This window comes from Kitasatospora sp. NEAU-CNBT7 (assembly GCF_057220535.1).
In genome coordinates, this window is the sequence record NZ_JBXQQB010000011.1 from 1 (window position 1) to 21641 (window position 21641).

Sequence of the window (21641 nt, forward strand, 5' to 3'; positions counted from 1 at the left end):
TCGGCGTGGCCGGCGTGCTGGGCGGTCTCGGCGATGACGTGCATCAGCACCCGCCGGACGGACCAGTCCGCACCCGACTCGAACCACGGGGCCTTCGGCAGCGGCCGGGTGGCTCCGAGGTCGGGGAGGGCGACGACCAGTTCGTCGGTGCGGCGGGCCACCTCGTCGTAGTCGGCCAGCACACCGGCGAGCGTCTCACCGGGCAGGAGCCGGAACTCGTCGGCCCGGCGGGCGAAGTCGGCCTCGGTCCAGGTGGTGAAGTCGGGCATCGCCGCCGGGCCGTCGACGATGAACGCGGCCCAGGTCCGCTCGACCGAGGCGACGTGCTTGATCAGACCGCCCAGGCACAGCTCGCTGGTGGTGGTCCGCGCCCCGGCCTGCTCGTCGGTGAGGTCACGGGTGGTGAAGCGCAGGAAGTGCCGCTGCTTGGCCAGCGCCGCCAGCAGGTCGGCGCGCTCGCCGGTCACGGCCGGCGCTTCGGTGGTGGGCTCGTTGACGGTCAGGGTCTCGCTCATGGGTTTCCGCCTTCCGTGGATTCTTGCTCCGTCGACAAGGTCAACGTTAGGAGCCATAGCGGTCACCTTCTGACCTGAATGGCGGGGGAACCGGTACCGCGCGGTAACGAACTGGCCGACCGGCCGGACGTCCCGGTCCGCACCCCGCCCCGCCCCGCGACACCGACCGGCTCCGCGAACTGGCCCACCGACCCCGGCCTCGTCCGGCACGAGGTTCTGCCGAGCGGTGGACCGCCGATCGGCGCGACCCGCTCGTCCACCAGGTCCGCCATCGAGGGGCCCTCGCATGGCGCTGAGGTTCCGAACGAACGTCGCGGAGGTTCAAGAACCTGCCCTGTCGGCGATCCTACGATTCGATGGCAGAAGGGAAACCCGGCCGCTCCTGGACGAGGCCACACCAAGGACAAGGAGCTCGTGCAACAGGAGAAGTCCAGCAGCCTGGCCGTCATCGCAGATACCGGCGCCGGCCTGGACATCCCCGACGGGGTGCTCGGCAATGGCGGGCCCGGGCACGCCCGGGCCCGGCGGGCCAAGGTGATCGTTCGTCACCGGGCCGCCTGCTGATCAGCCGGTTCCACACCTTCTGCGCGCCGAGCTCGGAGACGACCGTGCAAGGCGCAGGGCCGAACTCTTTGATCGTCGATCAGCCTTCTTTACTGAAACCCGGCGGCCGGACAGCGCTGCCGTGGGAAGCGGAGACATGATGGGCCAGAACCCCTATGACTATGTCGTGGTGGGAGCGGGGACAGCGGGGTGCGTGATTGCCTCCCGGCTTTCGGAACGCCCGGGCGTGCGAGTGCTGTTGCTGGAGGCCGGAGCCCGGGACGCGACCGAGGCGATGGCATCTCCATGGGGGTTCCTGGGCTTCGACCCGTCATCCCTCTGGCTGGGCACCTCGACCGTGCAGGCCGGTACGGGCAGGGCCGCTGACGTGCTGCGCGGTAGGGCGCTCGGCGGATCGTCCAGCATCAACGGCCTCTACCACCTGCGGGGGCACCGCTCCGGTTACGACGAATGGCCCGGGCTCGGCGCTCCGGGCTGGGGTTTCGACGACCTGCTGCCGTACTTCCGCCGCAGCGAGAGCACGCGCCGTCGTGATGCCTCCGTGCGGGGCACGGACGGACCGGTCGCGGTCGCCCCGGTTCCGGAACCGCATCCCCTGGCCGCGGCGGGCGTTGATGCCGCGGTGCAAGCGGGCTTCACCCGCGCCGATGACATCGGCAGCGGACTGGAGACCGGGTTCGGGTGGAGTGACCTGAATCTGCCCGGCGGCGCCCGCCAGAGCGCGGCCGACGCCTTCATCCGTCCGTTCCTCGACCGGCCGAACCTGGACGTCGTCACGGACGCGACCGCGCGGCGTCTGCGGATCACCGCGGGCCGCTGCACCGGCGTCGAGTACACCGCAGGTGGCGAGCACCTGTCGGTCGAGAGCGCCGAGGTCATCCTGACCGCGGGCGCCGTCGGTTCCGCGCACCTTCTGCTGCTGTCAGGCATCGGCCCGGCACGACACCTTCGCGAACACGGCATCGACGTCGTCGCCGACCTGCCGGGCGTGGGGTCCCATCTGCAGGACCATCCGCTGGCGGGCGTGGTGTACGAGGCCACTCGGCCCGTACCGTTCCATCCTGCCAATCCACCGGCCGAGATGATGGGCCTGGTGTACAGCGACCCCACCGCGGCCCGGCCGGACCTTCAGGTCTACGTCGTCGCCGCGCCGCTCCCCTCGGCCTGGGGCCCGCCGCCGGCCAACGGCTACTCCATCGCGTTCTCCGCGGTGGCTCCGCACAGCAGCGGCACCGTGCGCCTGGCGGACGCCGATCCCGCCGGTGCTCCCGTCGTCGACCCCGGCTACCTGAGCGACGACCGTGACCTGGAGGTGATGCGCAGGGGCCTGGCCGTGGCACGCCGCATCGGGGAGGCGGAGGCGTTCGCCGAATGGCGCAAGCGGGAAGCGGTGCCGGGCGCCGGGACGAGCGGAGAGTCCGTGGACGAGTTCATCCGCAAGGCCACCGGCCCCTACTTCCACTACACCGGCACCTGCCGGATGGGAACCGACGCCGATGCGGTCGTCGACCCTGCAGACCTTCGCGTCCACGGGGTCGCCGGACTGCGGGTCGCCGATGCCTCGGTGATGCCGTCCATCCCCTCGGCCAACACCAACGCGACCGTCTACGCCATCGCCGAACGGGCCGCCGATCTGCTCGGCTGAGCCTCCCCCAGCGCGCCCCGACGCTCCCCCGACGCGCCTCGGCCTCCCCGCCGTGCACCGAATGCGGCCCGGGCTCCGGTACCGCGTCGATCGGGGCGAGCAGGCTGGCATCCACTTGCACGCGAGTAATCCCAGCCGCTCTTGACATGCATTTGAAGTTAACAATGAGGCTGCCTACCGTTGAGACGAACGCGCAGGAACGGCCACCCGGTTCGGCCCGATCAGCCTCATAGGCCCTATCCCATAAGGGAGTTCACCCATGTCCGAATCGCTTCAGACCACCCCCGCCGTCCTGTCCGACGCCGATCTGCTCGACCGGACCGCGGACGCGGTGCGTGAGGCCGGTGCGGCGCTGCGCGCGCGTTTCGGCGAGGTGGTCCGCTACGGCAGCCGCGAGGAGCTGATGGCGGCGCTGGCCGTCAACGACGACGCGGCCCTCGACATCCTGCGTCCCGCCCTGACCGCACTGCGGCCGCAGGCCCGATGGGTGGAGGACGAGCTGGACGGCGGGGCGCTGCCGGACGGCGAGTGGTGGGTGGTGGACCCGGCCGAGGGCAACGTGAACCACCTGCACGGCCTGCCGGAGTGGGCGGTCACCGCCACCCTGGTGCGCGACAACCGGCCGCAGCTCACGGTGGTGCACCTGCCGCTGACCGGCGAGACCTACACCGCCCGCACCGGCGCCGGCGCCCACCTCGACGGCCGGCCGCTGCACGTCTCCGCCACCGCCGACCTGGGCCTTGGCATCGTCGCCACCAGCCAGGCCCGCCCCGACGAGGACGAGCAGGTCGTGCAGCAGATCGGCGCCTCGATCACCGCGATGCTCTCCGACGCGCTCGTGGTGCGCGTCGCGGTCCCCGCCACCCTGCACCTGGTCAACGTGGCCGCCGGACGCATCGACGCCTTCTGGCAGTTCGCCGGCGCCCGCGCGGACCTGCTGCCCGGCGCGCTGCTCGTCACCGAGGCCGGCGGGACCGTCTCCGACACCCAGGGCCGCCCCTGGACCCCGCAGAGCGCAAGCTTCCTCGCCGCCGCACCCGCCGTCCACGCCCGGGCCGCCGCCACCCTCACCCGCTGACCACCCGCCCCGACCCCGCACACACCAACCCGCACACACCAACCCGCACACACCAACCCGCACGCACCGACCCGCACGCCAACCCGCACCAACGCAAAGGAACAGATCACCATGACCACCATCGCAGTCCTCGGCAACGGCCGCGTCGGCGGCAACCTCGCCGCAGCCCTCACCCTGGCCGGCCACCAGGTCACCGTGGTGGACCGCGACCCCGGCGCCGCCGCAGCAGCCGCCCGCAGTGCCGACATCGTCATCAACGCCACCCCGGGCGCCGGCTCCCTGGAACGCCTCGCCGCCCTGCGCGAGGAACTGAACGGCAAGATCCTCGTCGACGTCTCCAACGCCACCACCGACGGACCGGACGGACTGCCCGCCGACCTCGTCTACCCCGGCTCCAGCCTCGCCGAACAGCTCCAGGACGCGCTCCCCGGCACCCACGTCGTCAAGACCCTCAACACCATGCTCTTCCCGGTGATGACCGCCCCCGCCGCGCTCACCCAGGCGCCCACCGTCTTCCTGTCCGGCGAGGACCCCCAGGCCAAGCAGACCGTCCGCGACCTGCTCACCGACCTCGGCTGGGACCAGGACTGGATCACCGACCTCGGCGGCATCCGCACCGCCCGCGCCACCGAGGCCGCCATCCTGTTCGTCCCGCACGTCATCCGCTCCACCGGATTCACCCCCTTCGCCATCTCCATCGCCCGCTGACCGAGCAGTTCCAGGGCGGCTCCGATCGGCTGACGGCCGGGCAGGCGGTAGGAGGGCAGCACGGACGAGGCTCCCGGGCGGTTGGGCGAGATGTCTCGCGTCTCGGGCAACCGGCCGGGGAGCCTCGTCGGTCACCTGTCCGCCGTACTGCCCGGCCCGGGACAACCGGTCGGCGGCACCCGCTGAACTGCGGTCGTACCTCTGGTCACGGGCTCTCGGCCGGCTCCTGGCCCGGCAGGGGCCGGTCCGGCGCGAGCGAGGCCGCTCGGGTCGAGCGGGCGTACTCGGTGGGAGTCTGACCGTAGTGCTTCTTGAAAGCTCGGGTGAAGTGACTGCCGTCCGCGAACTGCCAGTGTGCGGCAAGTTCCGAGATGCTCAGCCGCCCCGACGGCGCGACGAGGGCGAGCCGGGCCTCGTGCAGTCGCCGATGGCGGATGTAGGTGGTCACCTGCTCACCCACCGCGGCGAAGGCCCGGTGCAGCGTACGGACGGAGACGTTGAGTTCACGTGCGAGCATGGCCGGGGACAGGTCGGGGTCGGCCAGCCGACGGTCCGCGAGATCCTTGGCCGCCCGGGTGAGCGCGGGCGCCAACCGGGGTTCCACGTCGTCGAACCGGCCCTTCACCACCGCCTTGGCCAGCTCGATCAGGGTGCCTTGGGCAGCTGCCACACCGGCCGGGCCGAGGTCGGCCACGGTCATGTGGATCATGTCCGTGAGCGCCGTCAGCAGGCGCATCTCGGCCGAGTCCGCCGGCCCGGTGACCACCCGGGTCCCGAGCAGGGGTTTGAGCTCACCGGGGGGCAGGACGAGGAACTTCGCCGTGAGGTGCGCCGACGTCTCGAAGGCCGTCAGCCGCCCGAGGTGCCGGACGAGGAACTGCCCGGCCGACACGGTCCGGTCGCCGTCACCGGGCGGGCCGCCCAGAGTCCATGCGCCGCGCCGCACGACGTACATGGCAACCAGGTCCTGATCACCGCCCGGGACGTCCGCGGTCCGGGTGGCCGACGCGGCGTGGAGATCGGCGATCGCCGCGCCGTGCACCTTGGCCACGTTGCCCTTGACCCGGAAGTCACCGATCGTGTCCGTGCTGAAGGCCGGCAGTTGGAAGACATCGTCGCCGACCTGCGTCTCCCACCCGCGCCGGAAGGCGTCGAGCCCCCGCGGTGCGGCGCCTTCGGCAGTCGAGTCCACTGCGAACACCCCGCGCGCGCCGCCGGTCTCCGCTCCAGTACCGTGCATCCCTCTCCGGTCCCCTCGCATGGGTGGATTCACATGATCATCGCAACATTGCCGGTGTCATGCTGTCAGAGCGGCGGCGGCCAACTCGGCAGGGGTTGCCACCCCGGAGCATCGGGAGAAGGCCGCTGGTGAACAGCTCCGTGACCGGCGCTGCGGCCCGGAGCAGCGCCGTCTGAGCGGTGTTCGGGAGCCTGGACCTGCGGGTCGGGGCGGGTGGCCTGCTGGTGGTGGACGGCCCGGGCGGGTCGGGGCGTACGTCCCCGTTGCTCGCGCCGGCCGCCCGGATGCGGCTGGGCCCGGGGACGGTACGGGTCGGCGGCCACCTGCTGCCCGGGCGCCGGACGGCAGGTCCGCGACAGGCTCTGCCCGGATCCGCGTCGACTCCCAGGTCATGGGCGCAAGCGGGAACGTCCTCGGCGCAGGTCTCGGTCCCATGCCGATCGACCGATCGGATGGCTTCCGCACCACACACCGTCAGCTCGGCACCGGGTGAGCGGAATCCGCTGGTTCCGCTTCCTACCATGAGGCCGAGCGCGCCCGGTGCGCACCGTGCGACGGGCTCCGACTCCAGAAACGGCGGAACCGCATGAGACCCACGATCCGCGGCCGGCTGCGCGCCTGCGCCGCCGCCGCAGCGACACTCCTGGCCGTGGCCGGCTCGGCCGCCGTCGCCCCCGCGGCGGCCACGTACGACGACGACCTCGGGCCCGCGATCGAAGCGATCATGCACAAGCCCGAGTACGACCACGCACAGTGGGGCGTGCTGGAGATCGACCCCTCGACCGGGGAGACGATCCACTCCCGGTTCGCGAACCAGTTCTTCATCCCCGGCTCGACCACCAAGCTGGTGACCATCTCCTCCGCCTGGCACACCCTTGGCCCCGACCACCGCTTCACCACCCCCGTGTTCGCCACCGGCAGCCGCGACGGCTCGGTCCTGAACGGGAACCTGGCGCTGGTCGCCCAGGGCGACCTGACGATGGGCGGCCGCACCAAGCCCGACGGCTCGGTGGACTACACGGACATCGACCACACCGAGGCCAACCTGCCCGGCGCCACCCTCACCCCCGAGAACCCGCTCGCCGGCCTGAACCAGATCGCCCAGCAGGTGCACGACGCGGGCATCACCCATGTCAACGGGGACGTCATCGTCGACCCCCGGATCTTCACGCCCCCGGCGCTGGACCCGAAGCCCACTCCGCTGATCATCAACGACAACCTCATCGACCTGCTCACCACCCCCACCGCTCCCGGCCAGCCCGCCCAGCTGACCTGGCGCCCGCAGGTCGCCCCCTACCAGGTCACCTCCACCGTCCGGACCGTGGAGGCCGGAGGCCCGACGAACGTCCAGGTCAGCGCCTCCCCCGACGGCACCCGGATCACCCTGACCGGCACCATCGCCGCCGACACCCAGCCCCTGCTGCGGACCTCCAGCATCCAGGACCCCGACGCCTTCGGCCGCACCGCACTGATCGAGGCGCTCGCCCGAGCCGGCGTCACCGTCACCGCCGACCCGACCGGCCCCAACCCGCAGGGCGAGCTGCCCGCCTCGTACCACGACGACCCGCAGGTGGCCGCGTACGTCTCCCCGCCGTACAGCCAGTACGCCAAGCTGATCCTCAAGGTCAGCCACAACCTCGGCGCCAACCTGGCGCTGTGCAACATGGCCGTGCTGCAGGGTGGCACGGACTGCTTCGACGCCTTCCCGATCGAGCACGACTTCCTCGCCGACGTCGCCCACATCGACCCGACCCAGTTCCAGATCGCCGACGGGCGCGGCGGTGTGCCGTCCGACCGGGCCACCCCGACCGGCCTCACCCAGATCCTCGCCTACTGGCTGGGCACCCCCGACGCGGACGCCTTCCGGCTGTCCCTGCCGATCCTGGGGGTCGACGGCAGCAACGGGATCGACTGCACCACCGACTGCCCGGCCAAGGGCAAGGTCTTCGCCAAACCCGGCACCGTCCTCGGCCAGGACCTGCTCAACCAGCGGATCCAGGTCGGCGCCCAGGAGGAGGCCGGCTACCTGCAGACCGACGACGGCTGCCTGCACCTCTTCTACATCGGCGTGAACAGTGCCTCCAGCGCCGACCTGCAGAGCTTCCTCAGCATCTTCAACGACGTCAACCAGATCTCCGCGCTGTTGCAGGAGCAGGCCTCCCAGCACCCGCACCCGCATCGCGCCGGGACGTGATGCCGAACCGGACGTGGGGTCATCGGATCTCTGATCCTGGACCGGGACAGGTTCCACGGATCACTCGCCGGTGACCTGGCTGAAGCACAGGCCCGGTTCATGGCCGACTCCCAGGCCCCCGGGGCCTGGGAGTCCTCAAACGGGGAGCAGTGTCCCCGCCGGCCCAGCACGATGGCCGAGCGGATCGGTGCCACCACCGCCGAGCCTCCCGGCAGCCGCTCGGTCCGCCTCTCCCGGGTCGCCGCCACCGCCGATCCGATCGAGCAGGCCGCGCGCGGCTGAGCCGGTCGAAGGGTCTCCCGGAACCGACCCCGCTGCGAAGAGTGCTCTCGGCACCCGTCAGTTGGGCTTCCCACTTCAGAACCGCGTCATCCGGGTAGATCCCGTCACACGGCACGGCCGGGAAGTCGTGACGTCTGTGGGGGCCGACCCGGAGGGCGGACGCATCGTCTCCGGCAAGGAAGAACTCACCTACGGGCAGCATCCGCCGATCTTCGCACCTCTCAAGGTCACGACTGCCGCCGGAAGGCCGCTGGTTCAGCCGCCGAGCACAACCTCCGACCGACAGACGCGTCTCGTGCGGCGATGTGGTCCCTCACCGGCTGCCTCAACCGGTGGCCGGCCCGGAGTGGTGGCGGCGCTCCTCCTGCCAGGCGACCGCCCGCATCACCTGCTCCTCGCCCAGACCCGTCATCGCGATCAGCCGGTCGTACATCTCCTCCCACCCCAGCGGTCCGAGCAGGCGCACCGCGCGGGTGATCTGCCCCGACCACAGCTCCTCCGGTACGAAGGGGCGGTGCTGGTAGTCGGCGGCGAGCTCGATCAGGTGCGGGTCGCAGCACGCACGCAGCAGTCGCTCACCGTCGAACCGGGCGTCCACCGACACCGCCGAGGAGTCCGGTACCCGCAGCACCACCAGCTGCCGGACCGGTACGAGCCGTCCGCACGCGTCGCACAGCTCCGGCACCTCGCCGGAGCACGCCCCCGCAGCGCAGTCGGAGCGATCCATGTTTCCGGCCTACTCCCCGATGCGCGAGGTACGCGGCCCGCAGCGAATGCGCCTCGAAAGGACCGGGAGGGCCAGGGCGATGCAGCAGGCGGAAGCCGGGCCGCGACCAGCGACCCTCGACCAGGGGCAGCGGTCAGCAGTCAGCGGTCGATGTAGTGGACGGTCTGCATCATGCCGAGGTCCTCGTGGTGGAGTTGGTGGCAGTGGGCGATGGTCCGGCCGGTGAAGTCCTCGTACCTGGCCAGGAAGGTGACGGACTCTCCGGGTGTCCCGCCGGCCAGGCCGATGGTGTCGTGCCAGACCGGGACGGGGAGCCGCTCGCCGTTGCGGTGGGTGACGAGGAACTGGTTGGTGTGCAGGTGGAAGGGGTGGTTGAAGGCCGGGAGGGTCTCGTCGCTGCGCACGGTCCACCGCTCGACCGTGCCCAGGCGCAGGGTGTGGTTGGTGAAGGAGGGGTCGAACAGGCCGTAGGCGGGGTCCTTGGTGAGGTCCCCGTGTGGGTCGGCGGCGGGGGTGGCTCCGGTACCCAGCATGCGGAAGGCGTTGGGGAAGGCCCCCGGGAAGACGCCGGGGTCGGCGTGCAGGACGACCTCCCGGTCGGTGCCGGCGGTGACCTCGCGCTCGTCGAGCATCGGGCGGCCCGGCGGCAGCCGGGACGGCAGTCCCGTCGGTGGCTCCACCCGCTCCCCGGCGACCTCGACCGTCATCAGCGGCGTCGGCACGCCCTCGGCGCGCAGCTCGTACCGGCCCGCCGCGTCTGCCCGGACGAGCACGTCGGCGCGGTTGCCCATCGCCAGGTCCACGTCCTGCCGGGCGACCGGCGCGGCGAAGGTGACGCCGTCCTGCGCGATCTGGTGCATCGTCACCGTGCCGGGCGGGCCGGTCAGCCGGAGCCGCAGGGCGGTGATCGCGGTCGCGGCGACCAGCCGCCACCGCTGCACCTCGCCCGGGCGCAGCCGCAGGGCGGGGTTGACGGTGCCGTTGACGGTGAACACGGAGGCGATGCCCGACATCCAGGCGCCGGAGGTGAAGGGCGGGATGCGGCCGTCCTTGATCTTGAGTTCGTTGATGCACACGACGAGGTCGGCTGCGGCCCTGATCCCGGGGACGTCGTCGACGTCGCCTTCGACGACGATCACTCCGGCCATGCCGCCGACGATCTGTTCGGCGATGGAGCCGTGCAGGTGGGGGTGGTACCAGTAGGTGCCGGCGGGGTGCCCGGCCGGGATGTGGACGGTGGTCGTGTACCGGGGTTCGGGCGCGCCGGCGGCGGCCTGGGCGGCGGTGCGCGGGGCGAACTCGCGCAGCACGTTGTCGGCGTGCCCGGACGGGCAGACGTGCATGCCGTGGGTGTGCAGGTTGAAGCTGTTGGGGCGGTGCGGCGTGTTGTGGCCGCCGTGGTGGGGCGGGTTGGGCGGCAGCCCGTTGACGTGGGTGATCCGCAGGATGTCCCCGGCCCGGGCCCGCAGCGTCGGCCCCGGGATCGCGCCGTTGTACGTGCGGGTGGTGAGCCGGCCGTGGCCCGGCACGAGGACGTCCGTGAACCGGACATCGAGGACCTGTTCCAGAACCCGGCCGCTCGTGCCCCGCGCCGGTGCCGGCATGGTCACCGGCGGCTGCGGAAAGCCGCCCGCCACCGCGGCCGCGGCCCGCCCGGCCGCCGACCCGGCGGCCGCCAACCCCTCGGCGGCAACGGTGAGCCCGACGACCACGCCCGACCTGAGCACCGACCGGCGGCTCATCCCGCCACTCACTCCCATGAGCGGACAATCTATGACCAACCGGCGAGGTATCCGGTACCGCCCTGCCACGGCACGCCGTCCCCCTCCACGGACGGTCCGGACACGTGCGCGGTACGGCGCAAGGCGGCTGCGGCGCGCTCGGGGGGCGTCGTCTGCCGTGGGCCCGCCTCTCCGGCTCTCCGCCGGTCGCGCCGCGCACCTCACCAGCGACCGCATGCCATCAGGACGCGGTCGTGACGCAGTTGGGACGCATGGATGGCAGCATCGCCGGATGGCGACAACAAGATCACCCAAGCGGCGTAGGAGGCCGGCCATCGGTGCCGCCGTGCTGACGGCGGCTGTGGTTGCCTCCGGGGCGTACTGGGGCTACCTGCCGATCCGGCCGGGCGTCGGGGGTGTCGCGCGATCACCCCAGGTGGCGGCCGCCAGCCGGACCGCGTCCTCGGAGCTCGGCCGACGCCTCTCCGAGATATCCGGCGTGCTCCCGGGCTCGCCCGGAGCCCTGGGGGACGCGACCCTCGACCGCTGCCTGCGCGGGCATCGCGAGTTCGACTCCGACTCCGCGCTCCCGGTGTTCTGCCAGCGGCAGACTGCGCTGTACGTGACCTTCGACGGCGGACTCCAGGATGCGGCCCGCAGCTGGTCCGAAGCGCTCACCGCCCAGGGCTGGCAGGGCTCCCCGGCGCCGCTGCCGTCCGGCTCCGGCTACACCGCCGTGCGCCACCACTACGTCGACCCCGTGACGGACGACTACCTCGTCATCACGATGATCGGCGACCAGCAGTCCCTCCCCCTGCTCTCGAACGAGCAGTACTTCGAAGGTGCCACCCAACACCGCCGCGAATACCGGCCGTTCGGCAACCGACAGGCCGCCGAATCGGCGCTGTCCGGCCGCCACCACGTGGCCGAGATCTCGCTGATCCGGACGTACTTCTCGCAGGGGCCCCGGCCGAGGCCGCCCTACTGACCCTCCGGCCGGTCATGAGCCGTGTTGCCCCACCCCGGCGGGCGCCGACTGCGCCGATCGCACGGAGCAAGTCCCGGCGGGTCCGAATTCTGCCCACGATGCCGGACCGAGAGCTTGGTCGCGTGGGGCTGGGCCTGATCAACCACCTCGGCAGCCGTCGCCTCCCGCCCCTCGGGCCAGAAAATCAAGTCACGGACCTGGCCGCTCGGACGGGCAGGACCCCGTTCCAGCGCATCCAGCCCGCCGCCCCGGCAGGGTCGACGTGGTCCGCATCAACGATCTTCTGCACCACAACAGCCGCTTCCCGAGCCATCACTGTCGTTGTTCCCTCAGACGATGGAGCAGCCGAGCCAGTCACGTGATCGGCATTCACCTGCCCCCGCTGCCGCTACCGAATGGCTCAGTCCGCGGCCCGTCCGTTTCCGGGACGCTCTGACTCGCCGGTGCTCTGCAGGGCTCCAAGAGTTCCGAGGCACCGGCCAAGGCCGGCGAGCGGTGCGCCGCCAGGGGAAGGCGAGGGCGCCGGGGCAGCCGATTGGCGCTGGGCATCGGACAGAAAGACGGTCGCGAGCGGGCCGGTGAGCGTCCCCCACCGGATCTCGCCGCCGACATGTCGGGCAATGGCTCGCAGGGAGGATCCCGTCTCCGAAGAGGCCAGCGGCTTCTGCACCTCGGCGCGGACGGCTTGGTAGAGCACGTGGGGCCCGCTGCCTTGGGCCAGTTGGCGCTGACCGGGCTCGAAACACTCCAGTTGCCGGCCGTTCTGCCAGCGCTCGACCAGGGTCATCCCAGTTGCATAGAACAGGCGAATGACCTCGCTGTACTCGGACAGTCGGGCCGTCACACCGGGTTTCAGCCCCTCCGCCTCCCGGTCCTCGAAGCAGAACGTCCACCCACCGAGCCGTCCCACCCTCAGCAGCGTGCCGCCGCCCGGCGCCGGAAGCAGCGTGATCGCCTCGGCGGCCGACAGTGTCCGTGCCTGTACCGGATCTGCACCGTACGCGGCAATCACCTCGTCCGCCGACAGCCCCCGCACCAGGTTCAGACAGAACGTGGGCAGCAGGCCGCTGTCCGCCCATTCCCACCACACCGGCTCACGATCCGGCACAGAGTTCCTCCTCATGAAAGGACCGCGCCCCGAAGGATTGCGGGCGCGGCCGCGCGGGTCAGGACGTGACGCTCACGAAGAATTTTTCAGAGTCCAGGACGCGGTCGGTCTGCACGAAGCTGCCGTACTTGCCACCCGCCGCGCTGTTCTCGGTGAGGGAGACGTGGCTTCGGACGCAGGGTTCGTGCTTGGTGACGTCAGGCCTGCCCTTCACCGTGTAGAACTTCCATTGTCCGTTCTCGAGTTGCGGAACGATGTCCGCGCATCCGGTGTGGCCGCCCTGGTAGGTCCCGGCGAACGGATACTCGTCACAGGAGTCGTTGGTGACGGCGGCCAGGCGGTTGAACGTCCCGTCCTCGCACGTCCTGCGGCGGATGGTGACGAACATGTGGTACTTGGTTGTGATCTTGCTGTCTATGCTTCCCGACACGAGGCTCCACCGGCCTGTGTGGCCATCACTGAATGCCTGATCCCTTCATTCCATGAGGCCGCTCAAAGGCCGCGAGACACCATCAAGGTGGGTCCCTCGCAACGCAGCTGGCTGACCGTCGTCATCGGATGTGCGCACACAGCAGAACGGCCGCCGAACTCCTTCGAGTTCAATCGGTCCACTGTCGACGTGTGATGGGAGAGCAAGTGCCGTCTCAGCCCTGGGCGCCCACTGACAGCGGGAGGTCCTGACCGTGATCCTCTCCATCGAGACCGACCCGGTGCCGCGCGCACCCGCCACCGAGCGGATCGCGTCGGCAGCCCAGCTCCGGTTGGACCAGGCGTCCTACTTCCTGTCGAAGATCGAACTCCGGCGCGGGAAGGCACCGACGATGGCACCCTGGCGCAAGCGGCTGTTCATCGCGACCTCCTACGTCACGGCCGACGCCGCCGAGTACTTCGGCCTCCCCCGCGACCGCCCGGTCATCATGGGCTCCACATCGAGGTGTAGGCGCGCAGCCCGCGCCACGCGGTTGGCAAGGCCTGGACAAGGCCCGGCAAAGGCTGGCCGCCCGGCCTTGCCGCGCCGCCACGGCCGTCAGTAGCGTCAGAGCCACGCAGCCGACCAACTGCCCCAGCGGGCAAGCGATTTGGCGCGCCCAGCACGATGTCAGGTCCCTGACAGTCGACTGCGGAACCCCACTCCCGTACAGCGCATCGGACCGGCCCCCGGCCACCAGCCGCGGCCGGCCGGCACACGCCGAGATCCGTCAGCACGGGCACCGGCCCGTACCGGCGCACACCCCTGCCGGGACCGGCCGCGCCCTCACCCCACGGAGGGTCGACTCTTGCGCTCCCACTCCCCCAGCGGCAGCCCGCACCTGCCCAGACTCCGCGGACTCCTCGCCGGGCTCCCGGCCCTGGCCATGGCGGCCACCGGCCTGCTCGCCGTCGCCGCCCCGAGCGCCAACGCCACCGACACCGGCGCCCAGTCCCCCGTCGGCACCAGGCGGGTCTGCGCGGCTCCCAGCCACCCCGGCGAGATGGCCTGCCTGGCGCTCGCCCGTACCGACCTCGTCCAGCAGCGCACCCTGGCGCCCGACGCCACGCCGTCCGGCTACGGTCCGGCCGATCTCACCTCGGCCTACAACCTGCCCGCCTCGGCCGGCGCGGGCGCGACCGTGGCCATCGTCGACTCCAACGACGACCCCAAGGCGGAGAGCGACCTCGCGGCCTACCGCACCCAGTACGGGCTGCCCGCCTGCACCACCGCCAACGGCTGCTTCAAGAAGGTCGACCAGCGCGGCGGCACCAGCTACCCGACCGCCGACAGCGGCTGGGCGGGCGAGATCTCGCTCGACGTCGACATGGTCAGCGCCGTCTGCCCCAACTGCCACATCCTGCTGGTCGAGGCGGACAGCGCGACCATGGAGAACCTCGGCGCGGCAGTGAACACCGCGGTCAGCCTGGGCGCCAAGTACGTCTCCAACAGCTACGGCGGCGGCGAGGACTCCACCGACACCGCCTCCGACACCGCGTACTTCAACCACCCGGGCGTCGCCATCACCGTCTCCTCCGGTGACTCCGGCTACGGCGCGGAGTACCCGGCGTCCTCCAAGTACGTCACCGCCGTCGGCGGCACCAGCCTCAGCCGCAACTCCAGCGCCCGCGGCTGGACCGAGAAGGTCTGGGGCACCAGCTCCGGCGGCGACGGCGCGGGCTCCGGCTGCTCCGCGTACGACGCCAAGCCGACCTGGCAGACCGACAGCGGCTGCGCACGGCGGACCGTCGCGGACGTCTCCGCCGTCGCCGACCCGGCCACCGGCGTCGCCGTCTACCAGACCTACGGCGGCAGCGGGTGGAACGTCTACGGCGGCACCAGCGCCTCCGCCCCGATCATCGCCGCCGTCTACGCGCTGGCCGGGACCCCCGCCGCGGGCACCAGCCCCGCCTCCTACCCGTACGCGCACACCTCCTCGCTGTACGACGTGACCACCGGCGCCAACGGCAGCTGCTCGCCGTCCTACCTCTGCACCGCCGCCGCCGGGTACGACGGCCCGACCGGTCTCGGCACCCCCAACGGCACCGCCGCCTTCACCAACGGCGCCAGCTCCGGCAACACCGTGACCGTCACCAGCCCGGGCAACCAGACCACCGCGCAGGGCGGTTCGGCCTCCCTCCAGATCCACGCGACGGACTCCGCCACCGGCCAGACCCTCAGCTACTCGGCGAGCGGCCTGCCCGCCGGGCTGTCCGTCAACTCCGCCACCGGCCTGATCACCGGTACGGCCACCGCCGCGGGCACCTACACCGTCACCGTCACCGCGACCGACACCACCGGCGCCGCCGGCTCCACCACCTTCACCTGGACGGTCACCGGCACCGGTGGCGGCTGCACCCCGGCCCAGCTGCTCGGCAACGCCGGCTTCGAGACCGGCAGCGCCGCCCCGTGGACCGCCAGCTCCGGCGTCGTCGACAACAGCGCCTCCCAGGCCGCGCACGCCGGCAGCTGGAAGGCCTGGCTCGACGGCTACGGCTCCACGCACACCGACTCCCTCGCCCAGACGGTGACCGTGCCGCAGGGCTGCCACGCCACCCTCAGCTTCTACCTGCACATCGACTCCGCCGAGACCACCACCTCCACGGCCTACGACAAGCTGACCGTCCAGGCGGGCTCCACCACCCTGGCCACCTTCAGCAACCTCAACAAGGCCAACGGCTACGTGCTGCGCAGCTACGACCTCTCCGCCTTCGCCGGCCAGAGCGTGACCGTCAAGTTCACCGGCGCCGAGGACAGCTCCCTGCAGACCAGCTTCGTGATCGACGACACCGCCCTCAACATCTCCTGACACCACGGCACATCACGGCACACCACGACACACCAGGGGCCGCGGCCGCATCGGCCGCGGCCCCCGCGCGTCGGACGGCCCGGGTGTCCGGCGGCACCCGGCCGGAACGCTCGCGGGCCGGCCCGGCACCGATCACTCGGCCCGGCGCCTCCTGAACTCATCCAGCCAGCCACGCACCTGATCGTCGTCGTGCAGGAAGCCGCCCCCGGGGCCGTCCGGCAGGTCGATGCCGTGGAGCACCCCCAACGCCCACCGGGCCGGGCCGTCCCAGCTGAGACCGTCATCGGCGAGCCACCGCGCCGCCCACCGGTCGACGGCGTCCCGACCGGTCCGTTCCTCGACGAGCGCAACGAACTGCGCCTCGATCGCGTCCAGGTCGGGCTGCCTGCCATCGGTCATGCGCCGACCATAACGCGATCCGGCAACCGCCTCGCGCCCTGATCGTCCGCTCGTCCCGGGTCGGTGATCGGGCCGCGGGTCCGGCAGCGCAGTGCGGCGGGGGCCGCTCAGCGGTACTCGCGCAGCCGCGGGCGGACCCCGAGCACGCCCAGGGCCAGCGCCAGGACGAGCGCGAGGCCGCCCAGTGCCGCGGTACCGGGACCCAGGTCGCCGTCGGCGTCGGCCACCGCCGTGTCGAAGGCCCGCTGGTTGACCGCCAGGACATCACCCAGAGCGGTGCTGAGAAGCTCGAAGTCCGCGTTGGACTGGCCGGGCGCCGTACCGGTGTTGAACGTCACCGCGGCTTTGAGCTGCCCCTGGTCGCGCAGGGCGCGCATGGTGCGGTCGTCCTGCTGGTAGCGCTGGAACGCCGTCAGCGCGCGTTCGGCCGCGTCCTGCTCGCCCGGGAAGGTGATGTTGCGCAGTTCCGCCCCGAGGAAGCCGTCGAACGGGACCACCCGGTGGTCGGCGCGGTGGGCGTCGGCCTGACGTGACAGCTCGTTGTTGTAGCTGCCGAGGGTGGCGCCCGGGAGGTGGGCGACGGCCTGGGTCTTGTCGAGGAAGGACTGCTCGTACGCGGCGGCCCGGGCCGGGTCGGTGAGGTAGCGGCTCTCGTCCGCGTTCATGTCGTAGGCCACCGCGCGGGCGCGGCTGAGGGCGATGACGGAGTCGTAGGCGTTGCGCTTGGCGACGACCAGGTGGCCGTCGGCCGCGGCGGCGAGGTGGAGGCCGGTGGCCAGCCCGAGGACGGTGAGCAGCGTCGCGGCGGCGAGCGGGAGGCTGAGCCTGCGGCGGAAGCGGGTGGTCAGGGTCCGCTGCAGCGCGGCCAGGGCTGCGAGGGCGCCCGCACCGGTGGCCGCGATCCACCACCATCCGGCCGCGAGATCGTCGCGCTGGGCCGAGTAGATGCGCTCGACGGTGGCGGAGTTGGCGGCGGCGACCTGGTCGGCAGCGGGCAGCAGCCTCTGCCGGAGCAGGTCGGTGGCCTGCCGGTAGGTGTCCAGGGCGTCCGGGGAGGGCTTTCCGGCCGGCGCGTGGGCCTGGTCCTCCAGCAGCTGGGCGCGTGCCACCAGGGCTTCGTAGCTGCCGAGTTCGGCGATGACGGTCTGGACGGCGCGCTGTCCGGCCGGGTCACCGGCGGCGGCCTCGGCGGCGCGCTGGAGGTCGGTCCCGGCCTGGTTGCGGCGCTGCTCGTAGGTGTCCAGCGTCTGCTTGCGCAGGGCCGTGTAGTCCGGGTCGGCGCCGATCAGCAGCAGGTTGGCGGCCTGGGCATCCATGTCGCTGAGCGCGAAGGCCAGGTCGGCGGCCCGGGTGGCCTGCGGCGCGGCCCGGTGGCCGATGGTGTCGGTGCCGTCGCGGGCGCCGCCGAGCACCGAGGCCGTGGCCGCGGCGAGGGCGAGCAGGGTGGCCAGGCAGAGGGCGGTGAGTGCGCGGACCAGGCGGGGCGTGTTCCACCAGGGACCGCTCAACGGACCGCTCAGCGCGGGGATCCGGGCGCGGATGCCCGGCCTCCGGGCCGGGGTGGCCGCGGGATCCTCGTGGTCCTGTCCGGTGGTGGTGCGGGGGGCGCGCGGCCCGGGTGCCGGTCCGGCCGTACCCGGGTCCGCCACCCCTGGCGAGCCCGTCTTCCGCGGTACGGTCGTTCTGTTCGGTGCACCCGCTGTCATGGCCGCGCGTCCCCCTACCCTTTTCACCTGGCCGCCGGATGGTTATCGGTGGAGCCCACCTCGGGATGACAGCCACCGGCGTGGTCACGGCCCGCACCCCCCACGGAGCGGAGCCGATCCCTCGTCCCCGACGCTAGGCCGCCGGAGATCCACTCCGGGGTTCCCTGACGCTTCCTTGGCGCCGAGGACAGTGATCTTGACGACTCGTTGGCACCCGGGTGGTTCAGGGCCGGTACCGGTAGCCGATCCCGGGCTCGGTGATCAGGTGGCGGGGCCGGGCCGGATCAGGTTCCAGCTTGCGGCGCAGGTTGGCGAGGTAGACCCGCAGGTAGTTGCCGTGGTCCTGCTGGTCCGGTCCCCAGACCTCGCGCAGGATCTGCCGCCCCGGGACCAGCATCCCGGGGTGGGCCAGCAGGATGGTGAGGATCTTCCACTCGGTCGGGGTGAGCCGTACGGGCCCGCTGGGACCGGTCACGGTGGCCGCCACCACGTCGACCTCCTGGTCGCCGATCACGGCCCGGGGCGGCGGCGTCTCGGCCGGCGGGCGGCGCAGCACGGCCCGCAGGCGGGCGAGGAGTTCGTCCATGACGAAGGGTTTGGTGAGGTAGTCGTCGGCGCCCGCGTCGAGGGCCCTGATCTTCTCGGTCGCGGTGTCGCGGCCGGACAGGACGATGATCGGCACCGCGCTCCAGGCGCGCAGGCCGCGGATGATGTCCATGCCGTCGAGGTCGGGCAGGCCGAGGTCGAGCAGGACCGCCCCGGGCATCTCGCGGCTCGCCAGGTCCAGGGCTTCGGCGCCGGTGGCGGCGGTGAGGACGGAGTAGTGGCGGGCATGGAGGTTGATCTTCAGGGCGCGTAGCAGCTGAGGTTCGTCGTCCACGACGAGGATGTGGTTCATGCCGTCACCTCTCCGGGGTCCGCGCCGGACGCGGGCTCGGGCTCGCTCTCGGGCTCGCTCTCCGGCTCCGTCTCGGCCGCGGGCAGGGTGAGCAGCATGGTGGTGCCGCCGCCCGGGGTGTCCTCGACGTCGAGGGTGCCGCCCATGGCCTCGGCGAGGCCGCGGGAGAGGGCGAGGCCGAGGCCGACGCCGGTGGTGTTGTCGGTGTCGCCGAGCCGTTGGAACGGCAGGAAGACCCGGTCGCGGTCCTCGGGGGCGATGCCGGGGCCGCGGTCGATGACGCGGATCTCGACGCGGTCCAGGTGCTCGCTGGCGGTGACCAGGACGGGTGCGCCGGGGGCGTTGTGGCGCAGGGCGTTGGTGATGACGTTGGCCAGGACGCGTTCCAGCAGCGGCGGGTCGGCGAGGACGGCCGGGGCGGTGTCGAGGTCGAGCGGCTGGACGGGGGCGTCGGGGTCGGCGAGCGAGTCCATCGCCCGGGGCAGCACCTCGTCGAGGTGGACGGGTGCCAGGTGGAGGGTGAGGGCACCGGCCTGGAGCCGGCTCATGTCGAGCAGGTTGTCGACCAGCCGGGTGAGCTTGACGAGGGAGGTGTCCGCCAGGTCGAGGAGTTCGGCCTGGTCCTCGTCGGAGAACTCGACGTCGGGGCTGCGCAGCGAGCCGACGGCGGCGAGCGCGGCGGCCAGCGGGGTGCGCAGGTCGTGGCTGACGGCGGCGAGCAGCGCGGTGCGCATCCGGTCGGCGGCCTTGATCGGTTCGATCTCGGCGGCGACGGTGGCGAGCCGGTCGCGTTCGAGGGCGGCGGCGACGTGGGCGGCGAACGCGGTGAGCACCCGCATGTCGGCGGCGGGCAGCCGGCGGCCGGTCAGGACGAGCAACGCGTCCGGGCCGACGGCCACTTCGGTGCTCTGGCGGTCGGGCGCGGGTTCGCCGCCCGCGTCGCTGCGGGCGAGGACCTCGCCGCCGGCCCGGTCGAGCAGGGCGACGGACTCCATGCCGAAGGCGGTCCGGGACTTCTCCAGCAGGGCGGGCAGGGCGTCGGCGCCGCGCAGCACGCTGCCGGCGAGGGTGGAGAGGGTCTCGGCCTCGGCGGTGGCGCGGGCGGCGCGGCTGGTGAGGCGGCCGGCGTGGTCGACGACGGTGGAGACGGTGAGGGCGACGACGGCGAACACCACGAGCGCGAGGACGTTGTTGGGTTCGGCGATGGTGAAGGTGTGGACGGGCGGGATGAAGTAGTAGTTGAGCAGGAGTGAGGCGATCAGGGACGCCATCAGCGCGGAGAACGCGCCGCCGAGCAGGGCGACCGCGACCACGCCGAGTTGGAAGATCAGCGCGACGGTGGTCAGGTTCAGCGAGTGCGCCTGGGAGAGCCCGGCCGTGAGCAGGAACGGCAGTACCAGGCCCGAGGTGAAGCCCGCGGCGGTGCGGCGCTTGGAGTGGCGGCGGCCGAGGGTGGGCAGCCGGCCGCGGCCGGTGAACTCGTGGGTGACCATGTGGACGTCGATGTCCTCGGACGCGTCCACGGTGGTCTCGCCGATGCCGGGGCCGGTGAGGAAGCGGTTGATCCGGCCGCGGCGGCTGGTGCCGAGCACGAGCTGGGTGGCGTCGTGGGCGCGGGCGAAGGCGAGCAGGGCGGTGGGGATGTCGTCGCCGACCACCACGTGGTAGCTGCCGCCGAGCGACTCGACGAGCCGGCGCTGTTCGGCGAGGTTGCCGGGGGATGCCCCGGCGAGGCCGTCGCTGCGGGTGATGTGGACGGCGAGCAGGTCGCCGCCGGCGGTGCGGTCGGCGATGCGGGCGGCCCGGCGGATCAGGGTCTCGCCCTCGGGGCCGCCGGTCAGGGCGACCACCACGCGTTCGCGGGTCTCCCAGACCCGGTCGATCTGGTGGCTGGCCCGGTAGTCGCGCAGTCCTTCGTCGACCCGGCCCGCGACCCAGAGCAGGGCGAGTTCGCGCAGTGCCGTCAGGTTGCCGACCCGGAAGTAGTTCGAGAGTGCGGCGTCCACTTTCTCCGCCTTGTAGACGTTGCCGTGCGCCATCCGGCGCCGGAGGGCCTGCGGGGCCATGTCGACCAGTTCGATCTGGTCGGCGCGGCGGACCACCTCGTCGGGGACGGTCTCGCGCTGCGGGATGCCGGTGATCTTCCGGACCACGTCGTTCAGCGATTCCAGGTGCTGGATGTTGACGGTGGTGATGACGTCCACCCCGGCGGCGAGCAGTTCCTCGACGTCCTGCCAGCGCTTGGCGTGGCGGCCGCCGGGGACGTTGGTGTGGGCCAGCTCGTCGACCAGGGCCACCGAGGGCTTGCGTGCCAGGATCGCGTCGACGTCCATCTCGGTGAACTCGGTGTCCCGGTAGGTGCGGGTGAGCCTGGGCACCACGTCGAGCCCCTGGAGCATGTTCTCGGTGTGCCGGCGGCCGTGGCATTCGATGAAGCCGACCACCACGTCCGCCCCGCGTTCCTGTCTGCGCCGGGCCTCGTCGAGCATCCGGTACGTCTTGCCGACGCCCGGAGCCGAGCCGAGGTAGACCCTCAACCGGCCGCGCCGTACGCGGGTGCCGGGGGTGAGGTCGCGAGACATGGGCGCTG

Annotated in this window: 19 protein-coding genes; 9 read left to right on the forward strand and 10 right to left on the reverse strand. The window is 72.1% G+C overall.

Annotation, left to right across the window (positions count from 1 at the left end; translation table 11 throughout):
• The coding region (locus AC2TEW_RS16615; protein ID WP_484624119.1) for a DinB family protein at positions 1-515 on the reverse strand (515 nt) is incomplete at its 3' end.
• A 414-nt stretch (positions 516-929) separates the two neighbouring features.
• Here AC2TEW_RS16615 and AC2TEW_RS16620 point away from each other — a divergent pair.
• The 4 genes from AC2TEW_RS16620 to AC2TEW_RS16635 all read left to right on the forward strand — a co-directional run bounded on the left by AC2TEW_RS16620 (position 930) and on the right by AC2TEW_RS16635 (position 4510).
• Entirely contained in the window at positions 930-1079 is a 150-nt protein-coding gene (locus AC2TEW_RS16620; RefSeq protein WP_484624120.1) for a hypothetical protein, read from the forward strand.
• A gap of 139 nt (positions 1080-1218) precedes the next feature.
• Positions 1219-2724 (forward strand): GMC family oxidoreductase, encoded by a 1506-nt coding sequence (locus AC2TEW_RS16625; protein ID WP_484624291.1) that lies wholly within the window; start codon positions 1219-1221, stop codon positions 2722-2724.
• Positions 2725-2983: 259 nt separating this feature from the next.
• Positions 2984-3802 carry an inositol monophosphatase family protein gene (locus tag AC2TEW_RS16630; RefSeq protein ID WP_484624121.1) on the forward strand — a complete coding sequence of 273 codons (819 nt, stop codon included), beginning with the start codon at positions 2984-2986 and terminating at the stop codon, positions 3800-3802.
• Positions 3803-3913: 111 nt separating this feature from the next.
• Positions 3914-4510, forward strand: coding sequence for an NADPH-dependent F420 reductase (locus AC2TEW_RS16635; RefSeq protein WP_484624122.1), 597 nt, complete (start codon positions 3914-3916; stop codon positions 4508-4510).
• Positions 4511-4715: 205 nt separating this feature from the next.
• Here the strand turns inward: AC2TEW_RS16635 and AC2TEW_RS16640 are convergent, their stop codons facing one another.
• Positions 4716-5702: a helix-turn-helix domain-containing protein gene (locus AC2TEW_RS16640; RefSeq protein ID WP_484624123.1), complete on the reverse strand. Its 987-nt coding sequence runs from the start codon at positions 5700-5702 to the stop codon at positions 4716-4718.
• A 634-nt stretch (positions 5703-6336) separates the two neighbouring features.
• Between AC2TEW_RS16640 and dacB the strand changes: the two genes are divergently transcribed.
• Together dacB and AC2TEW_RS16650 are read left to right on the forward strand one after the other, a co-directional pair.
• Positions 6337-7944 (forward strand): D-alanyl-D-alanine carboxypeptidase/D-alanyl-D-alanine endopeptidase, encoded by a 1608-nt coding sequence (gene dacB / locus AC2TEW_RS16645; protein ID WP_484624124.1) that lies wholly within the window; start codon positions 6337-6339, stop codon positions 7942-7944.
• Positions 7945-8043: 99 nt separating this feature from the next.
• Positions 8044-8226, forward strand: a complete 183-nt coding sequence (locus AC2TEW_RS16650) for a hypothetical protein (RefSeq protein ID WP_484624125.1) — start codon at positions 8044-8046, stop codon at positions 8224-8226.
• Between the two features lie 325 nt (positions 8227-8551).
• On the opposite strand, the gene AC2TEW_RS16655 is transcribed toward AC2TEW_RS16650, so the two are convergent.
• Complete coding sequence (locus tag AC2TEW_RS16655) at positions 8552-8953, reverse strand: hypothetical protein (protein ID WP_484624126.1); 402 nt, start codon at positions 8951-8953, stop codon at positions 8552-8554.
• A gap of 140 nt (positions 8954-9093) precedes the next feature.
• Positions 9094-10713: a multicopper oxidase family protein gene (locus AC2TEW_RS16660; RefSeq protein ID WP_484624127.1), complete on the reverse strand. Its 1620-nt coding sequence runs from the start codon at positions 10711-10713 to the stop codon at positions 9094-9096.
• A gap of 253 nt (positions 10714-10966) precedes the next feature.
• On the opposite strand from AC2TEW_RS16660, the gene AC2TEW_RS16665 reads away from it, so the two are divergent.
• Entirely contained in the window at positions 10967-11662 is a 696-nt protein-coding gene (locus AC2TEW_RS16665) for a hypothetical protein (RefSeq protein ID WP_484624129.1), read from the forward strand.
• 400 nt (positions 11663-12062) lie between these two features.
• Here AC2TEW_RS16665 and AC2TEW_RS16670 read toward each other — a convergent pair whose 3' ends face one another.
• On the reverse strand, positions 12063-12770 hold the full coding sequence (locus tag AC2TEW_RS16670; protein WP_484624130.1) for a DUF6461 domain-containing protein: 708 nt from the start codon (positions 12768-12770) through the stop codon (positions 12063-12065).
• Positions 12771-12828: 58 nt separating this feature from the next.
• The gene (locus tag AC2TEW_RS16675) at positions 12829-13200 is read right to left on the reverse strand and encodes a NucA/NucB deoxyribonuclease domain-containing protein (RefSeq protein ID WP_484624131.1); all 372 of its coding nucleotides are present in this window, start codon (positions 13198-13200) and stop codon (positions 12829-12831) included.
• Between the two features lie 253 nt (positions 13201-13453).
• Here AC2TEW_RS16675 and AC2TEW_RS16680 point away from each other — a divergent pair, with 253 nt between their 5' ends.
• On the forward strand, positions 13454-13804 hold the full coding sequence (locus AC2TEW_RS16680; RefSeq protein WP_484624132.1) for a KUP/HAK/KT family potassium transporter: 351 nt from the start codon (positions 13454-13456) through the stop codon (positions 13802-13804).
• Between the two features lie 321 nt (positions 13805-14125).
• Positions 14126-16048 (forward strand): putative Ig domain-containing protein, encoded by a 1923-nt coding sequence (locus tag AC2TEW_RS16685; RefSeq protein ID WP_484624292.1) that lies wholly within the window; start codon positions 14126-14128, stop codon positions 16046-16048.
• A 132-nt stretch (positions 16049-16180) separates the two neighbouring features.
• Here AC2TEW_RS16685 and AC2TEW_RS16690 read toward each other — a convergent pair whose 3' ends face one another.
• The 4 genes from AC2TEW_RS16690 to AC2TEW_RS16705 all read right to left on the reverse strand — a co-directional run bounded on the left by AC2TEW_RS16690 (position 16181) and on the right by AC2TEW_RS16705 (position 21633).
• Positions 16181-16447 (reverse strand): hypothetical protein, encoded by a 267-nt coding sequence (locus AC2TEW_RS16690; protein ID WP_484624133.1) that lies wholly within the window; start codon positions 16445-16447, stop codon positions 16181-16183.
• Between the two features lie 107 nt (positions 16448-16554).
• Positions 16555-17955, reverse strand: a complete 1401-nt coding sequence (locus tag AC2TEW_RS16695) for a GlnX family signal transduction membrane protein (protein WP_484624134.1) — start codon at positions 17953-17955, stop codon at positions 16555-16557.
• Positions 17956-18376: 421 nt separating this feature from the next.
• Complete coding sequence (locus AC2TEW_RS16700) at positions 18377-19051, reverse strand: response regulator (RefSeq protein WP_484624135.1); 675 nt, start codon at positions 19049-19051, stop codon at positions 18377-18379.
• Positions 19048-21633, reverse strand: coding sequence for an ATP-binding protein (locus tag AC2TEW_RS16705; protein ID WP_484624136.1), 2586 nt, complete (start codon positions 21631-21633; stop codon positions 19048-19050). The genes AC2TEW_RS16700 and AC2TEW_RS16705 overlap by 4 nt, the downstream gene beginning before the upstream one ends.
• Positions 21634-21641: the final 8 nt, after the last annotated feature.